The organism is Ruminococcus albus AD2013, from assembly GCF_000526775.1.
Lineage (GTDB): Bacteria > Bacillota > Clostridia > Oscillospirales > Ruminococcaceae > Hominimerdicola > Hominimerdicola alba_A.
In genome coordinates this window covers 3,442,931-3,462,779 of sequence record NZ_JAGS01000001.1, presented here as the reverse complement: position 1 = coordinate 3,462,779, position 19,849 = coordinate 3,442,931, and the positions used below count along the sequence as shown (strand labels likewise).

At 48.2% G+C, this 19,849-nt stretch carries 20 protein-coding genes; 5 read left to right on the top strand and 15 right to left on the bottom strand.

What is annotated here, in order from left to right:
• Nucleotides 1-172: 172 nt before the first annotated feature.
• The 7 genes from N773_RS0115680 to N773_RS0115650 all read right to left on the bottom strand — a co-directional run bounded on the left by N773_RS0115680 (nucleotide 173) and on the right by N773_RS0115650 (nucleotide 7,323).
• Complete coding sequence (locus N773_RS0115680; protein ID WP_024858678.1) at nucleotides 173-1,738, bottom strand: hypothetical protein; 1,566 nt, start codon at nucleotides 1,736-1,738, stop codon at nucleotides 173-175.
• On the bottom strand, nucleotides 1,707-2,246 hold the full coding sequence (locus tag N773_RS0115675; RefSeq protein ID WP_024858677.1) for an RNA polymerase sigma factor: 540 nt from the start codon (nucleotides 2,244-2,246) through the stop codon (nucleotides 1,707-1,709). Before N773_RS0115675 ends, N773_RS0115680 begins: the two co-directional genes overlap by 32 nt.
• A 418-nt stretch (nucleotides 2,247-2,664) precedes the next feature.
• The gene (locus N773_RS20355; RefSeq protein ID WP_347495429.1) at nucleotides 2,665-3,018 is read right to left on the bottom strand and encodes a pyridoxamine 5'-phosphate oxidase family protein; all 354 of its coding nucleotides are present in this window, start codon (nucleotides 3,016-3,018) and stop codon (nucleotides 2,665-2,667) included.
• 178 nt (nucleotides 3,019-3,196) lie between these two features.
• Entirely contained in the window at nucleotides 3,197-4,597 is a 1,401-nt protein-coding gene (locus N773_RS0115665) for a family 43 glycosylhydrolase (RefSeq protein ID WP_024858676.1), read from the bottom strand.
• 13 nt (nucleotides 4,598-4,610) lie between these two features.
• Nucleotides 4,611-6,119 (bottom strand): carboxylesterase/lipase family protein, encoded by a 1,509-nt coding sequence (locus N773_RS0115660; protein WP_024858675.1) that lies wholly within the window; start codon nucleotides 6,117-6,119, stop codon nucleotides 4,611-4,613.
• A gap of 119 nt (nucleotides 6,120-6,238) precedes the next feature.
• The gene (locus N773_RS0115655; RefSeq protein ID WP_024858674.1) at nucleotides 6,239-6,826 is read right to left on the bottom strand and encodes an HAD family hydrolase; all 588 of its coding nucleotides are present in this window, start codon (nucleotides 6,824-6,826) and stop codon (nucleotides 6,239-6,241) included.
• An 8-nt stretch (nucleotides 6,827-6,834) separates the two neighbouring features.
• Complete coding sequence (locus N773_RS0115650) at nucleotides 6,835-7,323, bottom strand: AAA family ATPase (RefSeq protein WP_024858673.1); 489 nt, start codon at nucleotides 7,321-7,323, stop codon at nucleotides 6,835-6,837.
• A 1,026-nt stretch (nucleotides 7,324-8,349) separates the two neighbouring features.
• Between N773_RS0115650 and N773_RS0115640 the strand changes: the two genes are divergently transcribed.
• Genes N773_RS0115640 through nspC form a run of 3 tightly spaced genes read left to right on the top strand, consistent with a single transcriptional unit; the run spans nucleotide 8,350 to nucleotide 11,183 of the window.
• Nucleotides 8,350-9,120, top strand: coding sequence for a dihydroorotate dehydrogenase electron transfer subunit (locus tag N773_RS0115640; RefSeq protein ID WP_024858671.1), 771 nt, complete (start codon nucleotides 8,350-8,352; stop codon nucleotides 9,118-9,120).
• Nucleotides 9,117-10,028, top strand: a complete 912-nt coding sequence (locus N773_RS0115635) for a dihydroorotate dehydrogenase (protein ID WP_013499457.1) — start codon at nucleotides 9,117-9,119, stop codon at nucleotides 10,026-10,028. The genes N773_RS0115640 and N773_RS0115635 overlap by 4 nt, the downstream gene beginning before the upstream one ends.
• Before the next feature lie 9 nt (nucleotides 10,029-10,037).
• Nucleotides 10,038-11,183 (top strand): carboxynorspermidine decarboxylase, encoded by a 1,146-nt coding sequence (gene nspC, locus N773_RS0115630; RefSeq protein WP_024858670.1) that lies wholly within the window; start codon nucleotides 10,038-10,040, stop codon nucleotides 11,181-11,183.
• Nucleotides 11,184-11,988: 805 nt separating this feature from the next.
• On the opposite strand, the gene N773_RS0115620 is transcribed toward nspC, so the two are convergent.
• Nucleotides 11,989-12,855 (bottom strand): DegV family protein, encoded by an 867-nt coding sequence (locus N773_RS0115620; RefSeq protein WP_024858669.1) that lies wholly within the window; start codon nucleotides 12,853-12,855, stop codon nucleotides 11,989-11,991.
• 443 nt (nucleotides 12,856-13,298) lie between these two features.
• Between N773_RS0115620 and N773_RS0115615 the strand changes: the two genes are divergently transcribed.
• Both N773_RS0115615 and N773_RS0115610 read left to right on the top strand, forming a co-directional pair.
• Nucleotides 13,299-14,327 carry an SPFH domain-containing protein gene (locus N773_RS0115615; RefSeq protein ID WP_024858668.1) on the top strand — a complete coding sequence of 343 codons (1,029 nt, stop codon included), beginning with the start codon at nucleotides 13,299-13,301 and terminating at the stop codon, nucleotides 14,325-14,327.
• Nucleotide 14,328: 1 nt separating this feature from the next.
• The gene (locus N773_RS0115610) at nucleotides 14,329-14,535 is read left to right on the top strand and encodes a PTS ascorbate transporter subunit IIC (RefSeq protein WP_024858667.1); all 207 of its coding nucleotides are present in this window, start codon (nucleotides 14,329-14,331) and stop codon (nucleotides 14,533-14,535) included.
• A 783-nt stretch (nucleotides 14,536-15,318) separates the two neighbouring features.
• Here the strand turns inward: N773_RS0115610 and N773_RS0115605 are convergent.
• From N773_RS0115605 to N773_RS0115575, 7 genes are read right to left on the bottom strand one after another with little or no spacing between them, the layout of a single operon-like run.
• Nucleotides 15,319-15,765, bottom strand: coding sequence for a GNAT family N-acetyltransferase (locus N773_RS0115605; protein WP_024858666.1), 447 nt, complete (start codon nucleotides 15,763-15,765; stop codon nucleotides 15,319-15,321).
• 48 nt (nucleotides 15,766-15,813) lie between these two features.
• Nucleotides 15,814-16,095, bottom strand: coding sequence for a hypothetical protein (locus tag N773_RS0115600; RefSeq protein WP_024858665.1), 282 nt, complete (start codon nucleotides 16,093-16,095; stop codon nucleotides 15,814-15,816).
• Between the two features lies 1 nt (nucleotide 16,096).
• A complete protein-coding gene (pyrF, locus tag N773_RS0115595) occupies nucleotides 16,097-17,032 on the bottom strand; it encodes an orotidine-5'-phosphate decarboxylase (RefSeq protein WP_013499452.1) in 936 nt (311 codons plus the stop codon).
• Nucleotides 17,033-17,080: 48 nt separating this feature from the next.
• Entirely contained in the window at nucleotides 17,081-17,479 is a 399-nt protein-coding gene (locus tag N773_RS0115590) for a hypothetical protein (RefSeq protein ID WP_024858664.1), read from the bottom strand.
• A gap of 56 nt (nucleotides 17,480-17,535) precedes the next feature.
• Nucleotides 17,536-17,985 carry a hypothetical protein gene (locus N773_RS0115585; RefSeq protein WP_024858663.1) on the bottom strand — a complete coding sequence of 150 codons (450 nt, stop codon included), beginning with the start codon at nucleotides 17,983-17,985 and terminating at the stop codon, nucleotides 17,536-17,538.
• 11 nt (nucleotides 17,986-17,996) lie between these two features.
• A complete protein-coding gene (locus N773_RS0115580) occupies nucleotides 17,997-19,271 on the bottom strand; it encodes a dihydroorotase (protein ID WP_024858662.1) in 1,275 nt (424 codons plus the stop codon).
• A 4-nt stretch (nucleotides 19,272-19,275) separates the two neighbouring features.
• On the bottom strand, nucleotides 19,276-19,845 hold the full coding sequence (locus N773_RS0115575) for a hypothetical protein (protein ID WP_024858661.1): 570 nt from the start codon (nucleotides 19,843-19,845) through the stop codon (nucleotides 19,276-19,278).
• Nucleotides 19,846-19,849 lie beyond the last annotated feature (4 nt).

The following is a 19,849-nucleotide window of genomic DNA, read 5'->3' as shown; positions in this document are numbered from 1 at the left end:
GATATCAAAGACCCCTGTGCGATCTGCACAGGGGTCTTTTCGTTTTGTTGTCTGTATATTGAAATATGGTTTTCACTTTATCACACCGACAAGAAAGTGTTGTATAATAAGGAAATATCGTGTTGATGTTATCCTTCCCCCGCCTGCGGCGTGGGAAGGATAACCGAAAAGATCACTTGACATCGGTTATATCAATATTGAATTTCACCTCGAAAAGTCCTTCTTCCTCTTCTCCGTTTTCTCTTCTTACGGTATTTACCTGCAATGTAACGGGTAAATCCTTGTTTACTTCCGAAAGAAGCTTATCAGCATGGAATACGCAGGCAACTCGCATGGTCTTGTCGTCCTCTGTCAGCCAGCTGAGACCCGATTCCATCATGTAAGACTCTGTCAGTTCCATTATTGGCTGTACATCACCGTAAACCAGATCCATGTGATTATTTACCCATTCATCGTGTGAGAATGCACTGCCGTCCTTTCTGGTAACGTCTATAACCACGCCGTAGGTGTTATCCTCCTCTTCGTAGTACAGACCGCCCAGTTCCATGTCATAGTCTGCAAATTCTTTGATAGTAGTGCCCTTATCCCTTACGTTGAGTTCGGTGGCTTTCTGTTCTTCTTCGACTTTATCATTTTCGCCTGTGTAGCTGAGACCATCGCTTACCCTGACGGTGATACCATTGGGATCAACACCTTCACCTGCATCGTTGGGCCATGTCATGCCTATCAGAGTTCCCTCGGGAGAATCATGTCCCGATTCAGTACTTACGTTAAAGGGCAGACCGTAGTATTCACACCAGTTTTTAGCCGCATCAAAATCATTATCACCGCACATCCAGAACAGTATATCCGTATAGTAAGTCTCGAGGCCGCTCTCATACAGACCGTTGATAAGATCGCCGATGTCACCGGGACGGTATACATTCAAATATCTGTGAGCCTGATTGTTCCATCTGAACACTGTAAGGTCATCAGTGAGTTCAAATGAATATCCGCCGGATGTGCTTTGTACACCTTTCTTTGCATATACAAGTATCTTATCTCCCTTAGCCAGCAGTTCCTCGGCCTGAGTTTTCTCCATTATGCTGAATCTTGTAGGTATCTCATCGTCTCCCGTGTACTTGAAAACTAATCCTGTATGACCTTCATCATCTATAAGCGAGCATAAATAATCAGTATATTCATCACCGTCTATTGTCTCTTTCTGAATGTTCACTATCTGCACCATGCCTATGAAGTCGGAAGCGTCAATGAGTTTCTGTGACTCTTCGTCTGTCTCTCTGCGCCATGATTCTGAATTGACGTTATCGACTTTATGGCCTTTGGAGATATCTGTTTCTGCGCTGCTTGCATCATCCTCTGCTGTCTGGTCTTCCGAACCCTCTGTGCTGTCTGCCGAAGCCTCGTCCTCAGCATCTGTGGTATAAGCTGAACCCGGTCTGATCGTTTTTACATCGCCGCCGTCGCTCATGCGTCCTGCCGCGAAGAATCCTCCGCCAACTACCAGTACTGCACAGGCTGCTGCTACTATACCGCCCTTGCTGCTGCGTATCCTTGCTCTTTCGTTTGTACTGCTCATAATATTGTCCTCCGCTTTCTGCTGTCCTGTAACAGCTGTTTTGTTGTCATTGTGAGAGTATTCTGCCGTGTTGTCTTTCTCTGCGGCTGCGATTATCTCATCGAATATCCTCATCTTGTTTTCTTCATTATATCTCTTTATTCCTTCCGAAAACCGCATATCTCTCACCCTCCTTCATCTGTTTTCTGAGCTTTTTCAGTGCACGGTACATTTTTGATTTCACCGTAGACTCCGCAAGCCCAAGCGTTTTTGCTGTCTTCTCAATGGTGTAGTCGTGACCGAAGTGCAAAAGGAATATCCTGTAAGTAACTTCGTCCGATTCTTTCAGGCATTGAAGTATCTCTTCATACGTAAAGCCGTCATCGTTTTCCAGACTGTCCAGCGCTTTTTCGTCGATTATCTCGATACCGTCATCAATGCTGTCTGTGATCCTTTTAGCTCTGAAATGATCTGTCAGTCCATGCTTTGCGCTGCGCAGAAGATAATGTTTCGGGTCGAGTATCTTTTCACCCGCAAGCATATGCTTGTAAAGCCTGAGATAGACGCTTTGCAGGATATCCTCGGCAGTTTCCCGCGAGTCCGCCTTGATGATAAGGTATTTATATATGTAGTCATAGGTCTTGCTGTATATCATCTCAAAGCGTTCCCTGACGTTTTCCTCGCTCACGGCTCTCACCTCCTCCTTTCTTTGAGGACTTTGCCCTCTCGCTATAATTGACGATGCACTCCGCAAAAAAGTTTCGATCCTGAAAAATTTTTTTCAGATGCGGGTGCGGGTCTTTTGCCCTCTCGTAATAATAGACGAACCGACCTGTAAAATAGTTTCACTCTAAAAAAATTTTTTTGCAGTTGTTCCGCGTGGGATTTGTCCTCTCGTATTTATAGACGTATCTGCCCGCAAAAAAGTTTCAGTAAGTTACAAAACGCCCACGGATATCATATAGAAGTTTTACCCCGAAGCATTTGAATGTGCTTCGGGGCATTGTACATTTCATAGCTGCTAAGACAGATCAGAATATGTCAATTAAGCTCATACCTTGTTCCGTGGGACAATAACACAGCATCTGTTAATTCTACACATAATATCACTGTGTTTCGGTCATTAAGATCATTGTGCCCATATCTATCCACGCTGCAAAAGCTGTTTTCAGTTTTGCGGCAATTTCAATGTTTTCTTCTTTTCCGAAAAAGCCAAGATCGGTGCCCTGTCCGTGAGCAGTAAACCATTCGCCTGCAATAGCTATAACGGGATTTTTTTCGATCTGCCTGATTTTATTGGAAAGAGCATAGGTGATCGTATAAAAGCAGTGGTTTTCATAATATGCATTCACATATCTGACATAAGGAATTCCATTTTCGACAGTTGCTAATGAAATAACTGTATCTTTTACAAATCGTTCAGTCATGATACGTTCCGCTTGATCGTTCCAGTTTTTCATGTCTTTTCACCTCTAAATCCCGATTTTTGTCTTAATATCAATTATAGCACAGTTATAAATAACAGTCAACAAAAACGCCACAGCACTTCTGACTTTAAGTCAGAAATACTATGGCTTAAAACTTCTGTATCAGTACCACCCGTATTTTCTTAGGGCGTTGATCATACAATATAAAGGCTTATTCCAGCGTTATGGACTTCAGCTGAGGGGTGCCGCCGCCCTTGTAGGTCAGCCAGATGGCATTTACGCCGTCAGGTATGCTGACATCTGTGCCCGATGCAGTCCACACATTGTTTCCTACTACATTTATCTCGCCCAGCACTTCACCGTCCCATGCGGTCTTTATCTGGAATGTTCCGTCGCCGTATGCACGGGTAGCTATGCTTATATGCTTAATGCCCTTGCAGTCGAAATACTTGAAGCCGATGTTGGTGCCGTCGCAGATATTTGCGATATAGCCTATCTCCTCATCGCCGTCCCTGCCGTCCTGCACTATGCGGGGAGAGTTCAGGTCGCCGATGTAGAGTTCTTTCTTCTCGGTGAACAGGTTGCAGGCGATATATGCGGGATACTCACCCTTGCCCTCCAGAGGTCCTCCGTTGAGTCCGCATGAGGTGATCTCCACCTGCGGGAAACTGCCGTCTTCTTTCAGTGTCAGCTTCTCGGCACAGCCCTGACGCGAGAACCATGTGCCGTTGGTATGTCTGTGATAGAAGATATACCACTCACCGTTTATCTCGATGATACTGCCGTGATTGTTTGCGCCGCGGCAGGTGGGCATATCGGCAGGCTTGTAGGTATCTATATGCAGGTCGGTATTGCTGACCAGAACTCCGCCGTACCTGAATCCCTCCATAGGGCTGTCGCTGACTGCGTAGCACAGTTCATGCATAACTTCAGATGAGTATACAAAATAGTACTTGCCGTTTACCTTGCGTATGGAAGATGCTTCAAAGAATGCGTGTCCTTCCCACTGTGTACCTGCGCTGTAACAGCTTCCCGGGGCGATAAGCTTCGGTTCGGTGAGGACTGTCAGCATATCCTTGTCAAGAGTAACTACCTTTGCGCCCGTGCGTGACTTGTCGCCTATACCACAGAAACCGCTGTACATATAGGTAACATCGCCCTCAGTGATAACACCGGGGTCAAACTGGGGTTCATCGCCCTCGCGTTCACCCAGGCGAGTACCATCTTTATAATGCACATATCCGTAGAATTCGTACTTGCCCGCAGGTTCATCACATACTGCCACGGACATAACGCCTACCTTGTCAAGCACATAATATAAATAGTATCTGCCGTCGGGACCCACCGTAACATCTGGGGCATAAAGGCACATATGACCGTCCTTGTTGAGAGGGTCGGCGTTGCGGGGGTAGATAACGCCCTCATATCTCCAGTTGCCAAGGTCGTTCACAGGTGCTGACCAGCAAACGTAGTCCCCCAAGCAGAATACATGACCGTTCCAGAGATCGTGTGAACCGTATACATATACCCTGTCACCGAAAACATAGGGTTCTCCGTCGGGTATATACTCCCAGCTGGGAAGATACGGGTTAAATGCCTGTTTTTTGCTCATATTATATCCTCCTTCATTTTACATGGTCAAGCAAAAATCTTGTAAATGAACTGTTTTCAACACCTGCCACAGCACCATCGGGAGTGAACTCCATCTCGGCGCGGTCGGCATCGGTATAAGGTCTCCATTCGGGAAGTTTGTTTCCGTTGATGTCATATCCGTTGGGGTCGCCCGTCTTTATGAAATTAGCCCAGTAATCGCACATCTGCCTTGCGAGATCGTAGTGTCTGCCCTCAAAGGGTCTGTTATCCTTAGCCAGTGTCTCAAAGAAGAACCAGAGGTCAACGGAATGGAAAGTACCGGGGTGATCGTCACCGGGGATATCGGGAACAAAGCGGTAATAGTAGCAGGGCTTCGGGTCAGCCAGCCTGTTTTCACCGAGGAATGCAGTCTTTACACCTATCTCGGGGGCTGATACGGGGGCATAGCCCTCATCGGTGTGTATATTTGCTTCGGGGTGTGAAAGGAACTCATCGACCTTATCACCGAAATACTTCGCCGCCAATTCCCTGAACTGTTCATCGTTCTCGGCGCGTATGTACTCAAAGAACTCATCACCCGTATTGCCCGCCATAACAGGCACACGGTTGCGGGTGCCGTCACAGAAAGCGTCCAGCGGGTCGCCTGTGCAGAAAAGTCCGTCATTTACTATGGTGAACATCACGCCCCTATTGATCATCCGATCACTGTAAGTGCGGCGTATAAACTGCGCATCCAGCTTTCTCGCCTCTTCAAGGGTCTTGACACCCAGTTCATCGAACAGCTTTACACCCAGCTTTTCTGCGTCTTCAAGAGTACGGGGTATAAAGAATTCGTTTCTCACATAGGGGTTGTTGAACATACCGCTCATTACAACAGCCTTTTTGAAATCTCCCGCATTGCCCTTGCAGGACATCTGCGACAGTACACTTCCGCCGCCTGCGGACTGTCCCGCAATGGTGATATTGTCGGGGTCTCCGCCGAAATTAGCGATATTCCTGCGCACCCATCTTAGTCCCGCCTGCTGATCGAGACTTCCGAAATTGCAGGGCGCATCGGGCTGTTCAGCCGTAAGCTGAGGGTGTGCCAGAAATCCCAGCGCTCCCAGCCTGTAATTTACCGTAACAACGACTATGCCGCGCCTTGCCAGCCTTTCGCCGTCAAACTCCATCTCAGCAGTATAGCCCCACTGAAATGCACCGCCGAAGTACCATACAACAACAGGCATCTTCTCGTCGCCTTTTTTCGCATTCGTCCATATATTAAGATAAAGGCAGTCCTCGCCCATGGGTATATCGGGATCAACGTGCCACTCGCGGCAGTAGATATCATCACCGATACCCGGAGTATCCTGCACCGATATAGGCGCAAACTCAAAGCAATCGCGGGTGCCCTCCCAGTTTTCACAGGGCTGAGGTGCTCTCCATCGGTTATCCCCCACGGGAGGTGCTGCAAATGGTACGCCTTTAAATGCTGTTATCCTCGGATCGGCTGCGGGTATACCGCGAACTTTTCCGTTTTCTGTATTAGCTATCCTTAACATATTGTCAGCTCCTTGTGCAGTTAATTTTAAGGATATTGTACCATTAACACGCCTTTTTTGCAAGACATATCTCACACTGTTCTGACCGATTATTGCTGATTTTACACAGACTTTCCGCCCTATACCCCTATCTGTCCGAACAGTTCATCAGGAGTCTGCCCTGTGTAGAGTATCGCCCTTATGCCCACCTTTTCAGCCCCTTTGACGTTCTTCGGGCTGTCATCTATGAAAACGGCGTTTTCCTTTTCAATGCCGTATCTCTCGCAGATAAGCTCATATATGGCAGGGTCGGGCTTGACTATCTTCTCGTTGCATGAGAAGATACCTCCGTCAGTCTCCCGCGTGAAGCTCATAACATCAGGGGCTGCATGAAGCAGGAACTCAAAAAAGTTTGAGAGGAAGAACACCCTGTGTCCCCGCTTTTTAAGCTCTCTTATCATGGGCACGGTAGTCTCTTTCAGCTGCGGTATATTGCCAAGCTGCGAAAATACGCGGCGTATCTCCCGCTCGCAATCGGGGGCTTGCGCTATGAATTTTTGCAGCACTTTCTCAACAGGCAGCACTCCCCTGTCAAGTTCGATCCAATCGGGATTTCCCCACATCGCCTTAGTTACGCGGAGGGCTTTGTCGGCATCGACGTACCTCCCGACAAATTCCTCAAAGTCAAAATCTATCAGCACCTTGCCGATATCAAAAATTATATCCATATTTCCTCCTATATCCGATAATCATTTACTGTATATACCTCTTCGTCAGCCTGCGGCTCTTCAAAAGCTCCCAGACATTTCTCTGCAAGCCCCTCATCAACATAATAAGCGGAATATTCCCCTGCCATTACAGCGGAATTTCGCTTTTCTATCCGTCTGAGCCATTCCTCACGCGGAACGGTGATGTAGTGTATCTCGAATACAACACCTTTCTGTGCGAAATACTCCCGCGCTTCATCACGCTCACGCTTTGTCCATAAGCCGATATCCAGCACGCTGTCGATACCGACTTCCGCATACTCACAAGCCTTTGCGAATACAAGTTTTTCCGTTCTTTCAACGTATGTATCCAGCATATCCCCCGCACCATCGGGAAACAGTGCCAGCGTTATCTCGTCCACCGAAAGCAGAGCCGCTTTTCTGTCTCTGCACAGCTTTTTTGCATAGGTGGATTTTCCCGTACATACAAGCCCGCACAATGAAATTACTTTTGCCATTTTTCTGCCTCCCCTATCACACCAAATATAGCATATAGAATCGGGATTGTCAACATAAGCGACGAACTTTCGGGGAATGCCAAGGGGAGAGCTTTTGGTCAAGCTTTTCGTGAAAATGTCCTAACGCCGGATACGTTCGACTCAGTCAACGTTGGCGGATTTCGCGGCATAAAATGAGAGCACTAAACAGACTAAGCCGCGAATTGAGCTTTGGCTCAAGCCTTTCGCGAAAGGCTTGCGAGGAGTTTGAGGGGCGGAGTCCCTCAATCACCAAGGCAAGGAACCAAAATGCAAAGCAAGCTTTAAAAGCGAAACAATCTCCCGACCAAACAGGCGCGGCAATAAAAACTCAGAGCGTGGACAACACAACCGTCCACGCTCTTTCTGCGTCCGTAAAATAATTGCTGCGCCCGCCGTCAAACAGCGACAGCCACAGCCGACGCAATCGCTGTTCTTTGACGGCTCGCCCCGAACGAAGAGAGGGGCGAAAACTCACAAACCAATGCCCAAAAACAAAACAATCGACTAGCCCAACAAAACACCGTCCCCAAATTATAATCCAGTTATCTGTTATATGGACTTCAAGAGTGCGGCACTCTTGTCCCGAGTACAGCGGTATCAGGTCGCCCCTGACGGGTCGAGAAATCAACGAGCTATCGCCGTTGATTTCGGGCGCGGCAATAATTTTACGCGAATAGTTTGAGCGTGAACATAATATTTATCCACGCTCTGAGTTCCTTTATTGCCGCGCCTTTTGGGTCGGAAGTTTGCTGTACTATTTATGGCTTTGTTGCCGCGTCGCGTTTGCGCCTTGATGCGAGGGCTCTGCCCTCGCGCTCCCGCAAGCTTTTCGCGAAAAGCTTGACCAAAAGCTCTCCTCTTTGGCATACTTACCCAACTTCGTGGTTGCCCTGCCAAGTTATCCCCCTCAATGCTTGACACGGGGGCTGTTATAGGATATAATATTTAAGAGTATTGATGAATCATGGGAAATGGAAAATACCTAAAATTATAACTGGAGTTGATATGATGTACAAACAGGGTAAATATCAGATAGTATCGAAAAAGACCTTGGCTAAAGGCATTTTCGATATCGAGGTGCTGTGCCCCGATGTGGCTGAACTTGCCGAAGCAGGACAGTTCGCACAGGTGGCTGCGGAGGGATTTTTCCTGCGCAGACCTATATCTATCTGTGATATAGACAAGGACAAGGGCACTATCCGCCTTGTGTTCGAGATACGCGGCAAGGGTACCGAGAAGCTGGCTGAACTCAACAAGGGTCAGCTGATAGATATTATCGCACCCCTTGGCAAGGGATTCAAGGTGCTTGAAGGCAAGAAAGCCATCTGCGTCGGCGGCGGCATAGGTGTCCCCCCGATGGTTGGCATAGCTAAGGCTTACGGTGCAAATGCCGTGGCTATAAGCGGTTTCAGGAATATGGCTGCTGTTATCTTACAGGAAGATTTCAAGGCTGCGGGAGTAGAGACAATACTCTGCACCGATGACGGTTCAGCAGGCAGAAAGGGCTTCGTCACTGATGCACTTGAAGAGCAGATAGCTAAGGATAAACCCGATATCATCGTTGCCTGCGGACCTATGGTCATGCTGAAAAGGATAGCTGATATCGCTGAGAAAAACGGTATCGAATGTCAGGTATCTCTCGAACAGAGAATGGCCTGCGGCGTTGGTGCCTGTCTGGTATGCGCCTGCCGTACAGTTAAGGACGGCAAGGAGATACATTCCCACGTATGCAAGGACGGCCCTGTATTTGACAGCAAGGAGGTGGTTTTTGAATGAACAGACTGAATGTGAATTTCTGCGGTGTTGATTTCAAAAACCCGATAGTACCCGCAAGCGGTACATACGGCTACGGCAGAGAGTATGAGTGTCTTTATCCCCTTTCGACCCTGGGCGGTATCTCCGTAAAGGGTACCACACTGCACAGAAGAGAGGGCAATCCCGCACCGAGAGTTGCTGAGACTCCCTCGGGTATGCTGAACTCCGTTGGTCTGCAGAACGGCGGTGTTGATAAGTTCCTCAGCTACGAACTGCCCAATCTTGTAACTAAGGATACTCGCATAATCGCTAATATAGCAGGTTCTACCATTGAGGAATGTGCCGAACTGGCGGCTAAACTCAAAGGCAGTGATATCGATATGATAGAACTGAATATCTCCTGCCCCAACGTTAAGCAGGGCGGTGCGGCTTTCGGTACCGACTGCAATATCGCAGGTGCGGTAACAAAGGCTGTCAAGGACAATTCGGACAAGCCCGTTATGGTTAAGCTTTCCCCTAACGTTACAAGCATAGTTGATATCGCAAAAAGCGTTGAAGCAAACGGCGCTGACGCTGTATCGCTGATAAACACACTTCTCGGCATGAGGATAGATATCAACACAGGCAGACCCATACTCAAAAACAACGTTGGCGGACTTTCTGGTCCTGCGGTATTCCCTGTGGCTGTGAGAATGGTATGGCAGGTTGCAAATGCCGTAAATATCCCCGTATGCGGAATGGGCGGCGTTTCCACTTGGGAGGACGCAGTTGAGATAATGATGGCGGGCGCAAGCCTTGTACAGGTAGGCGCGGCTATATTCAACGACCCCTTTGCACCCGTCAAGATAATAGACGGTTTGCAGAAATTCTGCGAGGATAAGGGCATAAACAACATCTCGGAGATAGTCGGCACTGTAAAGCCGTGGTAAGGAGGGGCTATGAACTTCCCTTTTGAAAGCGATATATATTCGCTGAGAACGCCCTGCTATCTTGTCAGCGAAAAGGCGCTCAAACATAATATGGAGATACTGCTGTCCGTCCGCAAAAGGACGGGCTGCAAGATACTTCTTGCCCAGAAGGCTTTTTCAATGTACGCCGCTTACCCCATGATGCGCCCCTATATCGACGGCACCACTGCCAGCGGTCTGTATGAAGCAAAACTGGGGCATGAGGAATTCGGCGGCGAGACCCACGTATTCAGCCCCGCATACAAAAAAGAGGATATGGCTGAACTGCTGAAGATATGCGATGATATCATCTTCAACAGCTTTTCCCAGTGGAAACTTCACCGCGGCACTGTTAAAAACAGCGGAAGAAAAGTATCCTGCGGCATAAGGTGCAACCCTCTGTATTCGGAGATAGACACCGACATCTATAACCCATGCTTTACAGGTTCAAGACTGGGTGTTGCCCCCGAAAATTTCGAGAGCGGCGAACTTGACGGCATCGAGGGACTTCACTTCCACACCATGTGCGAACAGGGCGCGGACGTTCTTGCAAGGACAGTACCCCATATCGAGAAACATTTCGGCGGATACATAAAGCAGATGAAATGGGTGAACCTCGGCGGCGGACATCACATAACAAAAGCAGGCTATGATGTTGACCTGCTTTGCAGAACGGTGGATAGTATACAGCAGAAGTACGGCGTTCAGGTATACCTTGAACCGGGAGAAGCCTGTGCGCTGAATGCGGGCTGGCTTGTGACGGAAGTTCTGGACATCGGCAAAAACGGAATTGAATTTGCGATAGTTGATACCTCGGCGGCTTGCCATATGCCCGATGTACTGGAAATGCCCTATCGTCCCGAGATAATAGGCGCGGGCAAGGCAGGCGAGAAAAAGCACGTATATCGCCTTGGAGGACCTACCTGTCTGGCGGGTGATATCATTGGCGACTATGCTTTTGACGAACCGCTGAAAGCAGGTGACAGATTGGTTTTCTGCGATATGGCGATATACTCCATGTGCAAGAACAACACTTTCAATGGTATGCCCCTGCCCGAGATATACCTTGAAAAGCTTGATGGTACTACCGAAAGCATTAAGCGTTTCGGGTATGAGGATTTCAAACGTAGGGTGTAAGCAAAGCTTTTTAATTCACAATTCATAATTCATAATTCATAATTGTTGGCAGGGCAACCACTAAGTTGGGTAAGAATGCCAAAGAGACAAAGCGCGCGGTCAAGCCTCGCGCTAGCAGGCTTGCGGGAGCGCGAGGGCAGAGCCCTCGCATCAAGGCGCAAAACCAAAGCGATAACAAAGCAATAAATAGCACAGCAAACTCCCGACCAAACAGGCGCGGCAATAATCAAAATCCCGAGCGTGGACAGAATCAATGTCCACGCTCTTTCTGCGTCCGTAAAATAATTGCCGCGCCCGCCGTCAAACAGCGACAGCGTCTTTGACGGCTCGCCCCGAACGAAGAGAGGGGCAAAAACTCACAAACCAATGCCCAAAAACAAAACCATCGACTAGCACAACAAAACACCGTCCCAAAATTAAAATCCAGTTATCTGTTATATGGACTTCAAGAGTGCGGTCGTTATATCCCGAGTACTGCGGTATCAGGTCGCCCCTGACGGGTCGAGAAATCAACGAGCTCTCGCCGTTGATTTCGGGCGCGGCAATAATTTACGCAAATAGTTTGAGCGTGGACATTTGATTGTCCACGCTCTGAGTTTCTTTATTGCCGCGCCTTTTTGACAGGGCGGGTAGTTTGCTGTGCTATTTACAGCTTTGTTACCGCATCGCTTTTGCGCCTTGAGTTGAGGGCTCTGCCCTCAAACTCCCGCAAGCTTTTCGCGAAAAGCTTGACCAAAAGCTCTTCTCCTTGGCATTCTTATTTCAGTACAGCTACGTTATCTTCCTGCCAACAATTATGAATTGATCACCGATAATCTCCCCAGAAAAACAGCGCCAGTGTGCCAGGCCCCGAATGCGCACCGATAACAGGTCCCGTATACGATATAACGACCTCCGTATCCTCGCCGAATATCTCTTTCAGCATCTTTTCAGCATACTTTGCATCCTCTATACAGTCGCCGTGACTTATAGTGACTATCTGATTCAGACAGTTGCCCATGCGCTCTTTTATCATCTGCCCCAGCTTGTTTATTGACTGCTTCCTGCCGCGGACTTTATCCTGCGGGATAAGATGTCCGTCATTATCAACGGAAAGTACAGGCTTTATGCCCAGCACCGTTCCCGCTATCGCCGATGCCCTTGATACTCTTCCGCCGCGGAACAGATATTTAAGGTCATCTACCGTGAATACATGGCAGATATGATAACGGTTGACCTCAATCCAGCTTGCAAGCTGGTCGATATCCATACCCTCACGCTTTTTCATATCCGCATAAATCAGCAGAAGTCCTTCACCCGATGATGCACTCAGCGAATCGACTATAACTATCTTTGCATCGGGATACTGCTCCGCAAGATTATCCTTAGCAATGAGCGCACTGTTATATGTACCGCTCAGCCCCGAAGAAAAAGTGAGATACAGTATATCCCTGCCCTGTTTCAGCTCTTCCTCAAAAGCGTCCTGGCATACCCCCACGGATATCTGAGAAGTTTTGGTGGAAGCGTCCTCGCGCATACGTCTGTAAAACTCCTGCATCGAGATATCAGCAGTTGTATAAGGCTTGCCGTCTATCTCAAAGGTCAGGGGGATTATCCTGCAATCCATTTTCAGCAGCCTTTCTTCAGGCAGGTCACAAGTTGAATCACAAAAAAGGGTATATGGTCTTGTCATAACATATCACTCCATTTATAAAGGTGTCTCAAAATCGTGAGGGGTATCCGTTTAATTTTTTGTAATTATACCACACTTTGATGTGTAATTCAATAGTTTTTATGAAAATATTTTGACAGCTGTCTGAAAATTTAACACCTGTTTATGTGAAAAATGTATATCGGTGTCGATTTTTAGAACTTCGTTTTTATTTATACCTACAAAGCGGAGGTAAATAATATTGACATTTTGAGATAAATGTGATATTATTTTGATATCAGAAAGAGATAAAAAACAATCAAAAGAAAATCAAACCGCAATCTGCGGACTTTCTGACGACCGCATACGACCAGGGAGGATAACGATGAAAAAGAGAAATAAGCTTATTTTCCGACGATACCGATGTATACCATCAGCAAAGCAGAACGACCAAAACAAAAACACATAATAAGGAGACGATCACTATGACAGAGAAAATTTTATCAACAAAGAAGAACGGCATGGCAATGATGATGCTTTTCATCCTACTTTATATAGCAGCTTTCCTCGGCATACCTGCTTCACCCGCTGTCGGCGGCGGCGCAGGTCTCCTGATAGGCATTATTTCGGGAATATGGATCACATTCGGCTGGATAGGCTTTATGGGACTTAAAGTTCTTCGTCCGCAGGAAGCACTGGTACTGACACTCTTCGGCAAATACAAGGGCACACTCAAGGGCGACGGATTCTACTGGGTAAACCCCTTCTGCACAGCAGTTAACCCCGCAGCAAACACAAAACTCCGCCAGAGCGGCGATGTAAAGAGCGACAGCGCAAAGACTTCCACCACAGCAGGCGGACAGGGCGCTGTAAACCCCGCAACAGGCTATGTTAAGATCGACAAGAGGATCTCCCTGAAAATGATGACCCTCGATAACAACAAGCAGAAGATCAACGACTGCCTCGGCAACCCCATCGAGATAGGCATAGCAGTTATCTGGAGAGTTGTTGACACCGCAAAGGCAGTATTCGAGGTTGATAACTACAAGGAGTACCTCTCTCTCCAGTGTGATACCGCACTGAGAAATATCGTAAGGCTCTATCCTTATGATGTAGCACCCAATGTTGATACCACAGGCGACGGCGTAGCCGATGAAGGCAGCCTGAGAGGATCTTCCGAGATAGTTGCACAGCGTATCCGTGACGAGATACAGGAAAAAGTAAAGAATGCAGGCATCGAGATCATCGAGGCGAGAATCACATACCTTGCCTATGCGCCCGAGATCGCAGCTGCAATGCTCCAGAGACAGCAGGCAAGCGCAGTCGTTGACGCAAGAAAGCTGATAGTAGACGGTGCAGTAGGCATGGTTGAGATGGCACTTGAACAGCTCAGCGAAAAGAACGTAGTTGAACTTGACGACGAGCGCAAGGCAGCTATGGTATCGAATCTGCTGGTAGTACTCTGCGGCAATCACGATGCACAGCCCGTAGTAAATTCGGGCAGCCTGTACTGATATGGCAGCAAAGAAGCAGATACCGCTGAGACTTTCCGAGAAGCTGTACAACGATATAGCATCATGGGCAGAAGACGATTTCCGGTCTGTAAACGGGCAGATAGAGTATCTTCTGACGGAATGTGTAAAACAGCGGCGTAAGAACGGCGGCTATGTAGGCAAGGACATAGATGCCCCACCGGACCTTGATGTAGAGGAATTTGAGTAATTCATAATTCATAATTCACAATTCATAATTGTTGGCAGGAAGATAACGTAGCTTGGTAAGTATGCCAAAGAGGCAAAGCGCGCGGTCAAGCCTCGCGCTAGCAGGCTTGCGGAGAGCACGAGAGGCAGAGCCTCTCGGTCAAGGCGAAAAAGCGACGCGGCAATAAAGCTATAAATAGCACAGCAAACTACCCGCCCTGTCAAAAAGGCGCGGCAATAAAGGAACTCAGAGCGTGGACAAATTTTATGTCCACGCTCTTACTATGTGCGGAGATATTGCCACGCCAGAAATCAACGGCGATAGCTCGTTGATTTCTCGACCCGTCAGGGGCGACCTGATACCGCAGTACTTGGGACAAGAGTGCCGCACTCTTGAAGTCCATATAACAGATAGCTGGATTATAATTTGGGGACGGTGTTTTGTTGGGCTGGTCGATGGGTTGATTTCGGGACATTGGTTTGTAAGTTTTCGCCCCTCTCTTCGTTCGGGGCGAGCCGTCAAAGAACAGCGACTGCGTCGGCTGTGGCTGTCGCTGTTTGACGGCGGGCGCGGCAATAATTATACGGACGCAGAAAGAGCGTGGACGGTTGTGTTGTCCACGCTCGATGCTTTTATTGCCGCGCCTTTTTTGGGGGCGGAAGTCTGTTTCGCTCTTATAGTTCGCTTTGCATTTTGGTTCCTTGCCTTGGTGATTGAGGGACTCCGCCCCTCAAACTCCTCGCAAGCCTTTCGCGAAAGGCTTGAGCCAAAGCTCTCCTCCTTGGCATACTTATTTCAGTACAGCTACGTTATCTTCCTGCGCATTTTTACATGGGGTATTCCGTCTTCAAGAAATTCCTCCGAGCAGACTTCAAATCCTTCTTTGGCATAAAACCCGATGGCGTATACCTGCGCTTCAAGATAAAGCTCTTCCGCTCCATTATACATCCGTGCCTGCTTTACTCCCTCGTGCAGAAGCCTGCCCCCAAGACCTGTGCCGCGCTCGGTGGTGACAACACGCCCAATCTGTACAGTGTGAGGCTCGTCGGGCTTGACGAACAATCTCAGGCATGATGTACATTCGCCCTTGTCATTCAGCGTGAAAAGGTGTCTGCATATAGGGTCTATACCGTCGATATCCGTGTAGGCGCAGTTTTGCTCTACCACGAATACATCACACCTTGCTTTCAGTATCGCGTGGAGCTCGTACGGAGTGAGCTCTGCGAATTCTTTGCTTATTATATCGCTCATATCCTCACCTTAAAAAGCGGCGCCCCCGCTTATCAGGAGCGCCATATTTTATCCTTTGTATTCTATCCGTATCTCGTCGCCTGAGTTCAGCTGTATCTCGGCGAGTTTTGAACCGCTTTCACAGTCTGTCAAGTCTGAGGATACTATGTAAGAGCCCTCGCCCCAGGGCTGAGTGCGTGTCATTTCCACCGACAGCAAACCGCCTATCATGAGGTTTTCGGGCTTTCCCACGGGGTCTTTCAGTTCAAGGCTGACTTCTCCGCGGGTATAGTCCGCAGAAAGCTTTATCAGCTCATAGTCGTGAAGCCCCGAATCTGCAAGTCCTGCCATATCAGTCAGGGAAAGCTATTCTGGGCAGGTAGGAGATTATATCCTCTTTCATGCGGATAACTTCTCTTCTTGCCGCCTTTGCGAAATCCTGCTCGTCGCACTCCTCTTTCTTGTAAGCGCACATAACGCCGCGGGAAGAGTTGACTATTGCGCCCAGACCGTTCTTGTCGAAGCCCTTGCTTACGCCCTCAGCGCCGCCGCCCTGTGCGCCGTAGCCGGGTACCAGGAAGAATGTGTGAGGCAGTGCAGCTCTCATTTCAGCCAGCTGTTCGGGATAAGTTGCGCCCACAACTGCGCCCACGCCGCTGTAACCGTACTTGCCCATGACTTCACTGCCCCATTTTTCGCACATATCGCCCATAGTAGCGTAAACGGTCTTGTCGCCGATCTTCAGATCCTGAAGTTCGCCTGAGGACTTATTGGAAGTCTTTACCAGCACAAAAATGCCCTTGTCGTAAAGCTTGCACTGTTCCAGCAGAGGATTGATTCCGTCAGAACCGAGGTAGCCGTTTACTGTCAGGGCATCTGCACCGAAAGCTTCGATCTTTTCGCCGCCAACATCGGTAAGACCCAGATGTGCAGCCGCATAAGCTTCCATAGTAGCGCCGATATCGTTACGCTTGCCGTCGGTCATAACGAACATACCTTTTTCCTTGGCGTACTGGATGGTCTTGTAGAGGGTCTTTACGCCCTCATAGCCGTACATTTCGTAGTAAGCTGCCTGGGGCTTGATAGCGGGGCAGATATCGTGTATCTCATCGATGATGCACTTATTGAATTCAAGTATAGCCTTAGCCGCAGCTTTAAGTGTGCGGTCGTACTTCTTGAATTTCTTTTCCTTTATGAATTCGGGAACGTACTCCAGCTTAGGGTCAAGTCCCACAACCGAAGGGTTCTGTGTTTTTACTATGTTTTCAATAAGTCTGTCCATTGACATTTATTTTTCCTCCATTTCTAAAAAGGGGCATCAGCCCCCGAAACCTTGTCAGATCTCATAATAGGGATATATCCCCGTCTTTACGCATTCCACCGTGAACCTCAGAAAGTCTCCGATGTTTATCGCAGGCGGGTCTTTTATATCCAGCATTGAAAGTCCGTCAGCTGATAATCTCAGATAGTATATCTCATCGATATCCTCTGTCTCGGCAGTGAATACATTCACCTTTCCGTCGGTGGAAATATTTTCACAGCCGTTTTTTAGCACTTCAACGGTACTGCCGTCTATCGGTTCATTATTATTAAAATTGAACTCGACCATGTACTTGCCACCCTTTACAGGTGCTTTATCATAGTGCCATACACCGTGGACATTTCCGAGGTCGTTTTCGGCAGTTACCATCGTAATGCCGTTTACTTCCTCTATTCTTGTAAGGTATACATTCATCACAGCACCTCTTTCAGACGGTCGTTCTATGGTCGGCATAAGTGACGAAATTTCACTTACAGATTTCCCTCAATGCAGAATATCCCGCTGATATCCGCAGTCCTTTCGATAAATCCCGCGGCTTCAAGGCAGAAGTCACGTTCATCACTTTTTCTATCGGCACAGCGTTTACGCAGTAGTTCTGCGATCTTCAGCCAGTCCTCTCTGCCGAACCAGTTGAGGGAACAGGGGTCGAAATTATCCTGCATACCCCAGCTGTTGTTCGGGTCGGGGTCTTTTACGGGGAATATCTCATCAAATATCGGTATAAGAAACTTTTCGCAGTCCGTTCTGTACACCGTAAGGCTGTCGTACCTGTCCCAGAAGATATTGCCGTCCTCTGTGATAAAGGCGGGGGTCAGTTCGATGCATACAAGTTCATCGTCGGAGGAGTACAGCCTGATGGTCGTGGCCTTGCGCTCACAGCCGTACTCGCTGATGATATTATCTGATGTTTTTCTGAGCATTGTATCACCCCTTAAAGGCTGAATACCACCTTGCCGCGGCAGATGGTGTACATATTCCTGCCTTTGAGCTTTTCGCCCTTGAACACCGTGTTCTTGCTCTTTGAATTCAGTTCTTCGGGAATGACTTCCCACTCAAAATCGGGGTCGAATATGCAGAGGTCGCATCTTTCGCCCACGGCTATCTTTATGGGTTCGAGCCCCAGTATCTTTCTGGGATTTATGCTCATTACCTCGGCAAGCTTTGAAAGGCTCATCTTGCCTGTGTGGTAAAGCTGAGTCAGTGTTACAGCCAGTGAGGTTTCAAGACCTACAACACCGTTGGGAGCTTTTTCAAAGTCAGCCTTTTCCTCGGCGGAATGGGGTGCGTGGTCGGTTATGATGCAGTCGATAGTACCGTCAAGCAGGGCTTCCTCAACTGCCTGTCTGTCCTTTTCTGTCCTCAGCGGGGGAGACATACGGTAGTCAGCATCGCGGGTGAGAAGCTTTTCATCGGTGTATGTGAAATAGTGGGGGGCAGTTTCGCAGGTGACTTTTACGCCGTCGCGCTTTGCCGCCCTGATGATATTCACAGAGCCCCATGTGGATACGTGGCATATATGTATCCTTGCATCACAGCTCATGGCAAGGGTTATCTCTCTTGCGGTGATGCTGTCCTCGCTGGCTCTGTCCATGCCCTTTACGCCCAGTTTTTCGGAGACCTCGCCCTTGTTGATGATACCGCCGTTTATTATGTTAAGGTCTTCGCAGTGAGAGGTTATTATCAGACCGTTATCGTTTGAAAGCTCCAGTGCTTTTCTCATAAGCTCGGCATTCTCTACAGGTCTGCCGTCGTCTGATATGGCGGTGATGCCTGCCTTTTTGAGCTCGTCATAATCGCAGAGCTCTTCGCCCTTCATGCCCTTGGTGACGCAGGCATAGGGGATAACGTCGATACCGGTCTTTTTTGCCTTATCGAAAACATAACGTATGCCCTCGGGTGAATCGATAGGGGGCTTGGTGTTGGGCATACACGCAACGCCTGTGAAACCGCCTGCCTTAGCGGCGTTTGCACCTGTAAGGATATCCTCCTTGTAGGTAAGTCCGGGGTCGCGGAAATGCACGTGCATATCGAAAAGTCCCGGCACAGCGCAGAGTCTGCCCTTGCCGTCGATGACCCTTGTATCGTCCTCAATATCTGTAATTACGCCAATGGCGGTTATTACACCGCCATCGACTGCTATATCCGTGATCTTGTCCAGCCCGCTCTGAGGATCGCAGGCTCTGACATTTTTTATCAGAAGCTCCATGGAATTACTTGTTAGCTGCGTCTTTTATACGATTGTCAGCCTTTGCATCGCCGTTGAACTCCTTGATAGTTCTTGTTCTTTCGCAGTTATAAACATTTTCTTCGGAGTTGGACATAACGAATGTGCAGGTAGCTTCAGCTTCCATGATCTCTTTACGCTCTCTGTCCGAAAGGAAAGTCCAGCCCTTGTCGGAATGAGGTTCGTCTGCTTTCAGTTTTCTGTAAGTGATCTCGGAGAACAGCTTCAGCTTTTCGCCCATATCATAGGAAGTATCTCTTTCACCTTTGGGGTTGAGCATCAGCTTGATCTTGCCTGCCTTCTCATTTACCTTGAACCAGCCCTCTGCGTAGATGTGATCTTCGTCGCTTGCCTTGACGATCCTGAATTCGCCTGACTGATCGAAATAGAATCTCATATCATCATCTTCATCTGTCCAGTAACCGAGTATCAGCTGTCTGGATTCAGTGCCTTTATCATGCTTGGGTTCGTTGAATACGTATGAGCATACAAAAACGCCGCATATCACTATAAGTACAAACAGTACGCCAAGTATGCCTGAAACTGCCTTTTTCATGTTG

Bases quoted from the DNA above. Each gene is read 5' to 3' on its own strand.
- N773_RS0115605 (WP_024858666.1), bottom strand. From the start codon at position 15,765: ATGAGCGATATAATAAGCAAAGAATTCGCAGAGCTCACTCCGTACGAG.
- N773_RS0115620 (WP_024858669.1), bottom strand. From the start codon at position 12,855: ATGACAAGACCATATACCCTTTTTTGTGATTCAACTTGTGACCTGCCT.
- N773_RS0115615 (WP_024858668.1), top strand. From the start codon at position 13,299: ATGACAGAGAAAATTTTATCAACAAAGAAGAACGGCATGGCAATGATG.
- N773_RS0115580 (WP_024858662.1), bottom strand. From the start codon at position 19,271: ATGGAGCTTCTGATAAAAAATGTCAGAGCCTGCGATCCTCAGAGCGGG.
- N773_RS0115590 (WP_024858664.1), bottom strand. From the start codon at position 17,479: ATGAATGTATACCTTACAAGAATAGAGGAAGTAAACGGCATTACGATG.
- N773_RS0115635 (WP_013499457.1), top strand. From the start codon at position 9,117: ATGAACAGACTGAATGTGAATTTCTGCGGTGTTGATTTCAAAAACCCG.
- nspC (WP_024858670.1), top strand. From the start codon at position 10,038: ATGAACTTCCCTTTTGAAAGCGATATATATTCGCTGAGAACGCCCTGC.
- N773_RS20355 (WP_347495429.1), bottom strand. From the start codon at position 3,018: ATGAAAAACTGGAACGATCAAGCGGAACGTATCATGACTGAACGATTT.
- N773_RS0115665 (WP_024858676.1), bottom strand. From the start codon at position 4,597: ATGAGCAAAAAACAGGCATTTAACCCGTATCTTCCCAGCTGGGAGTAT.
- N773_RS0115650 (WP_024858673.1), bottom strand. From the start codon at position 7,323: ATGGCAAAAGTAATTTCATTGTGCGGGCTTGTATGTACGGGAAAATCC.
- N773_RS0115640 (WP_024858671.1), top strand. From the start codon at position 8,350: ATGATGTACAAACAGGGTAAATATCAGATAGTATCGAAAAAGACCTTG.
- N773_RS0115585 (WP_024858663.1), bottom strand. From the start codon at position 17,985: ATGCTCAGAAAAACATCAGATAATATCATCAGCGAGTACGGCTGTGAG.
- pyrF (WP_013499452.1), bottom strand. From the start codon at position 17,032: ATGTCAATGGACAGACTTATTGAAAACATAGTAAAAACACAGAACCCT.
- N773_RS0115660 (WP_024858675.1), bottom strand. From the start codon at position 6,119: ATGTTAAGGATAGCTAATACAGAAAACGGAAAAGTTCGCGGTATACCC.
- N773_RS0115600 (WP_024858665.1), bottom strand. From the start codon at position 16,095: ATGGCAGGACTTGCAGATTCGGGGCTTCACGACTATGAGCTGATAAAG.
- N773_RS0115680 (WP_024858678.1), bottom strand. From the start codon at position 1,738: ATGCGGTTTTCGGAAGGAATAAAGAGATATAATGAAGAAAACAAGATG.
- N773_RS0115610 (WP_024858667.1), top strand. From the start codon at position 14,329: ATGGCAGCAAAGAAGCAGATACCGCTGAGACTTTCCGAGAAGCTGTAC.
- N773_RS0115655 (WP_024858674.1), bottom strand. From the start codon at position 6,826: ATGGATATAATTTTTGATATCGGCAAGGTGCTGATAGATTTTGACTTT.
- N773_RS0115575 (WP_024858661.1), bottom strand. From the start codon at position 19,845: ATGAAAAAGGCAGTTTCAGGCATACTTGGCGTACTGTTTGTACTTATA.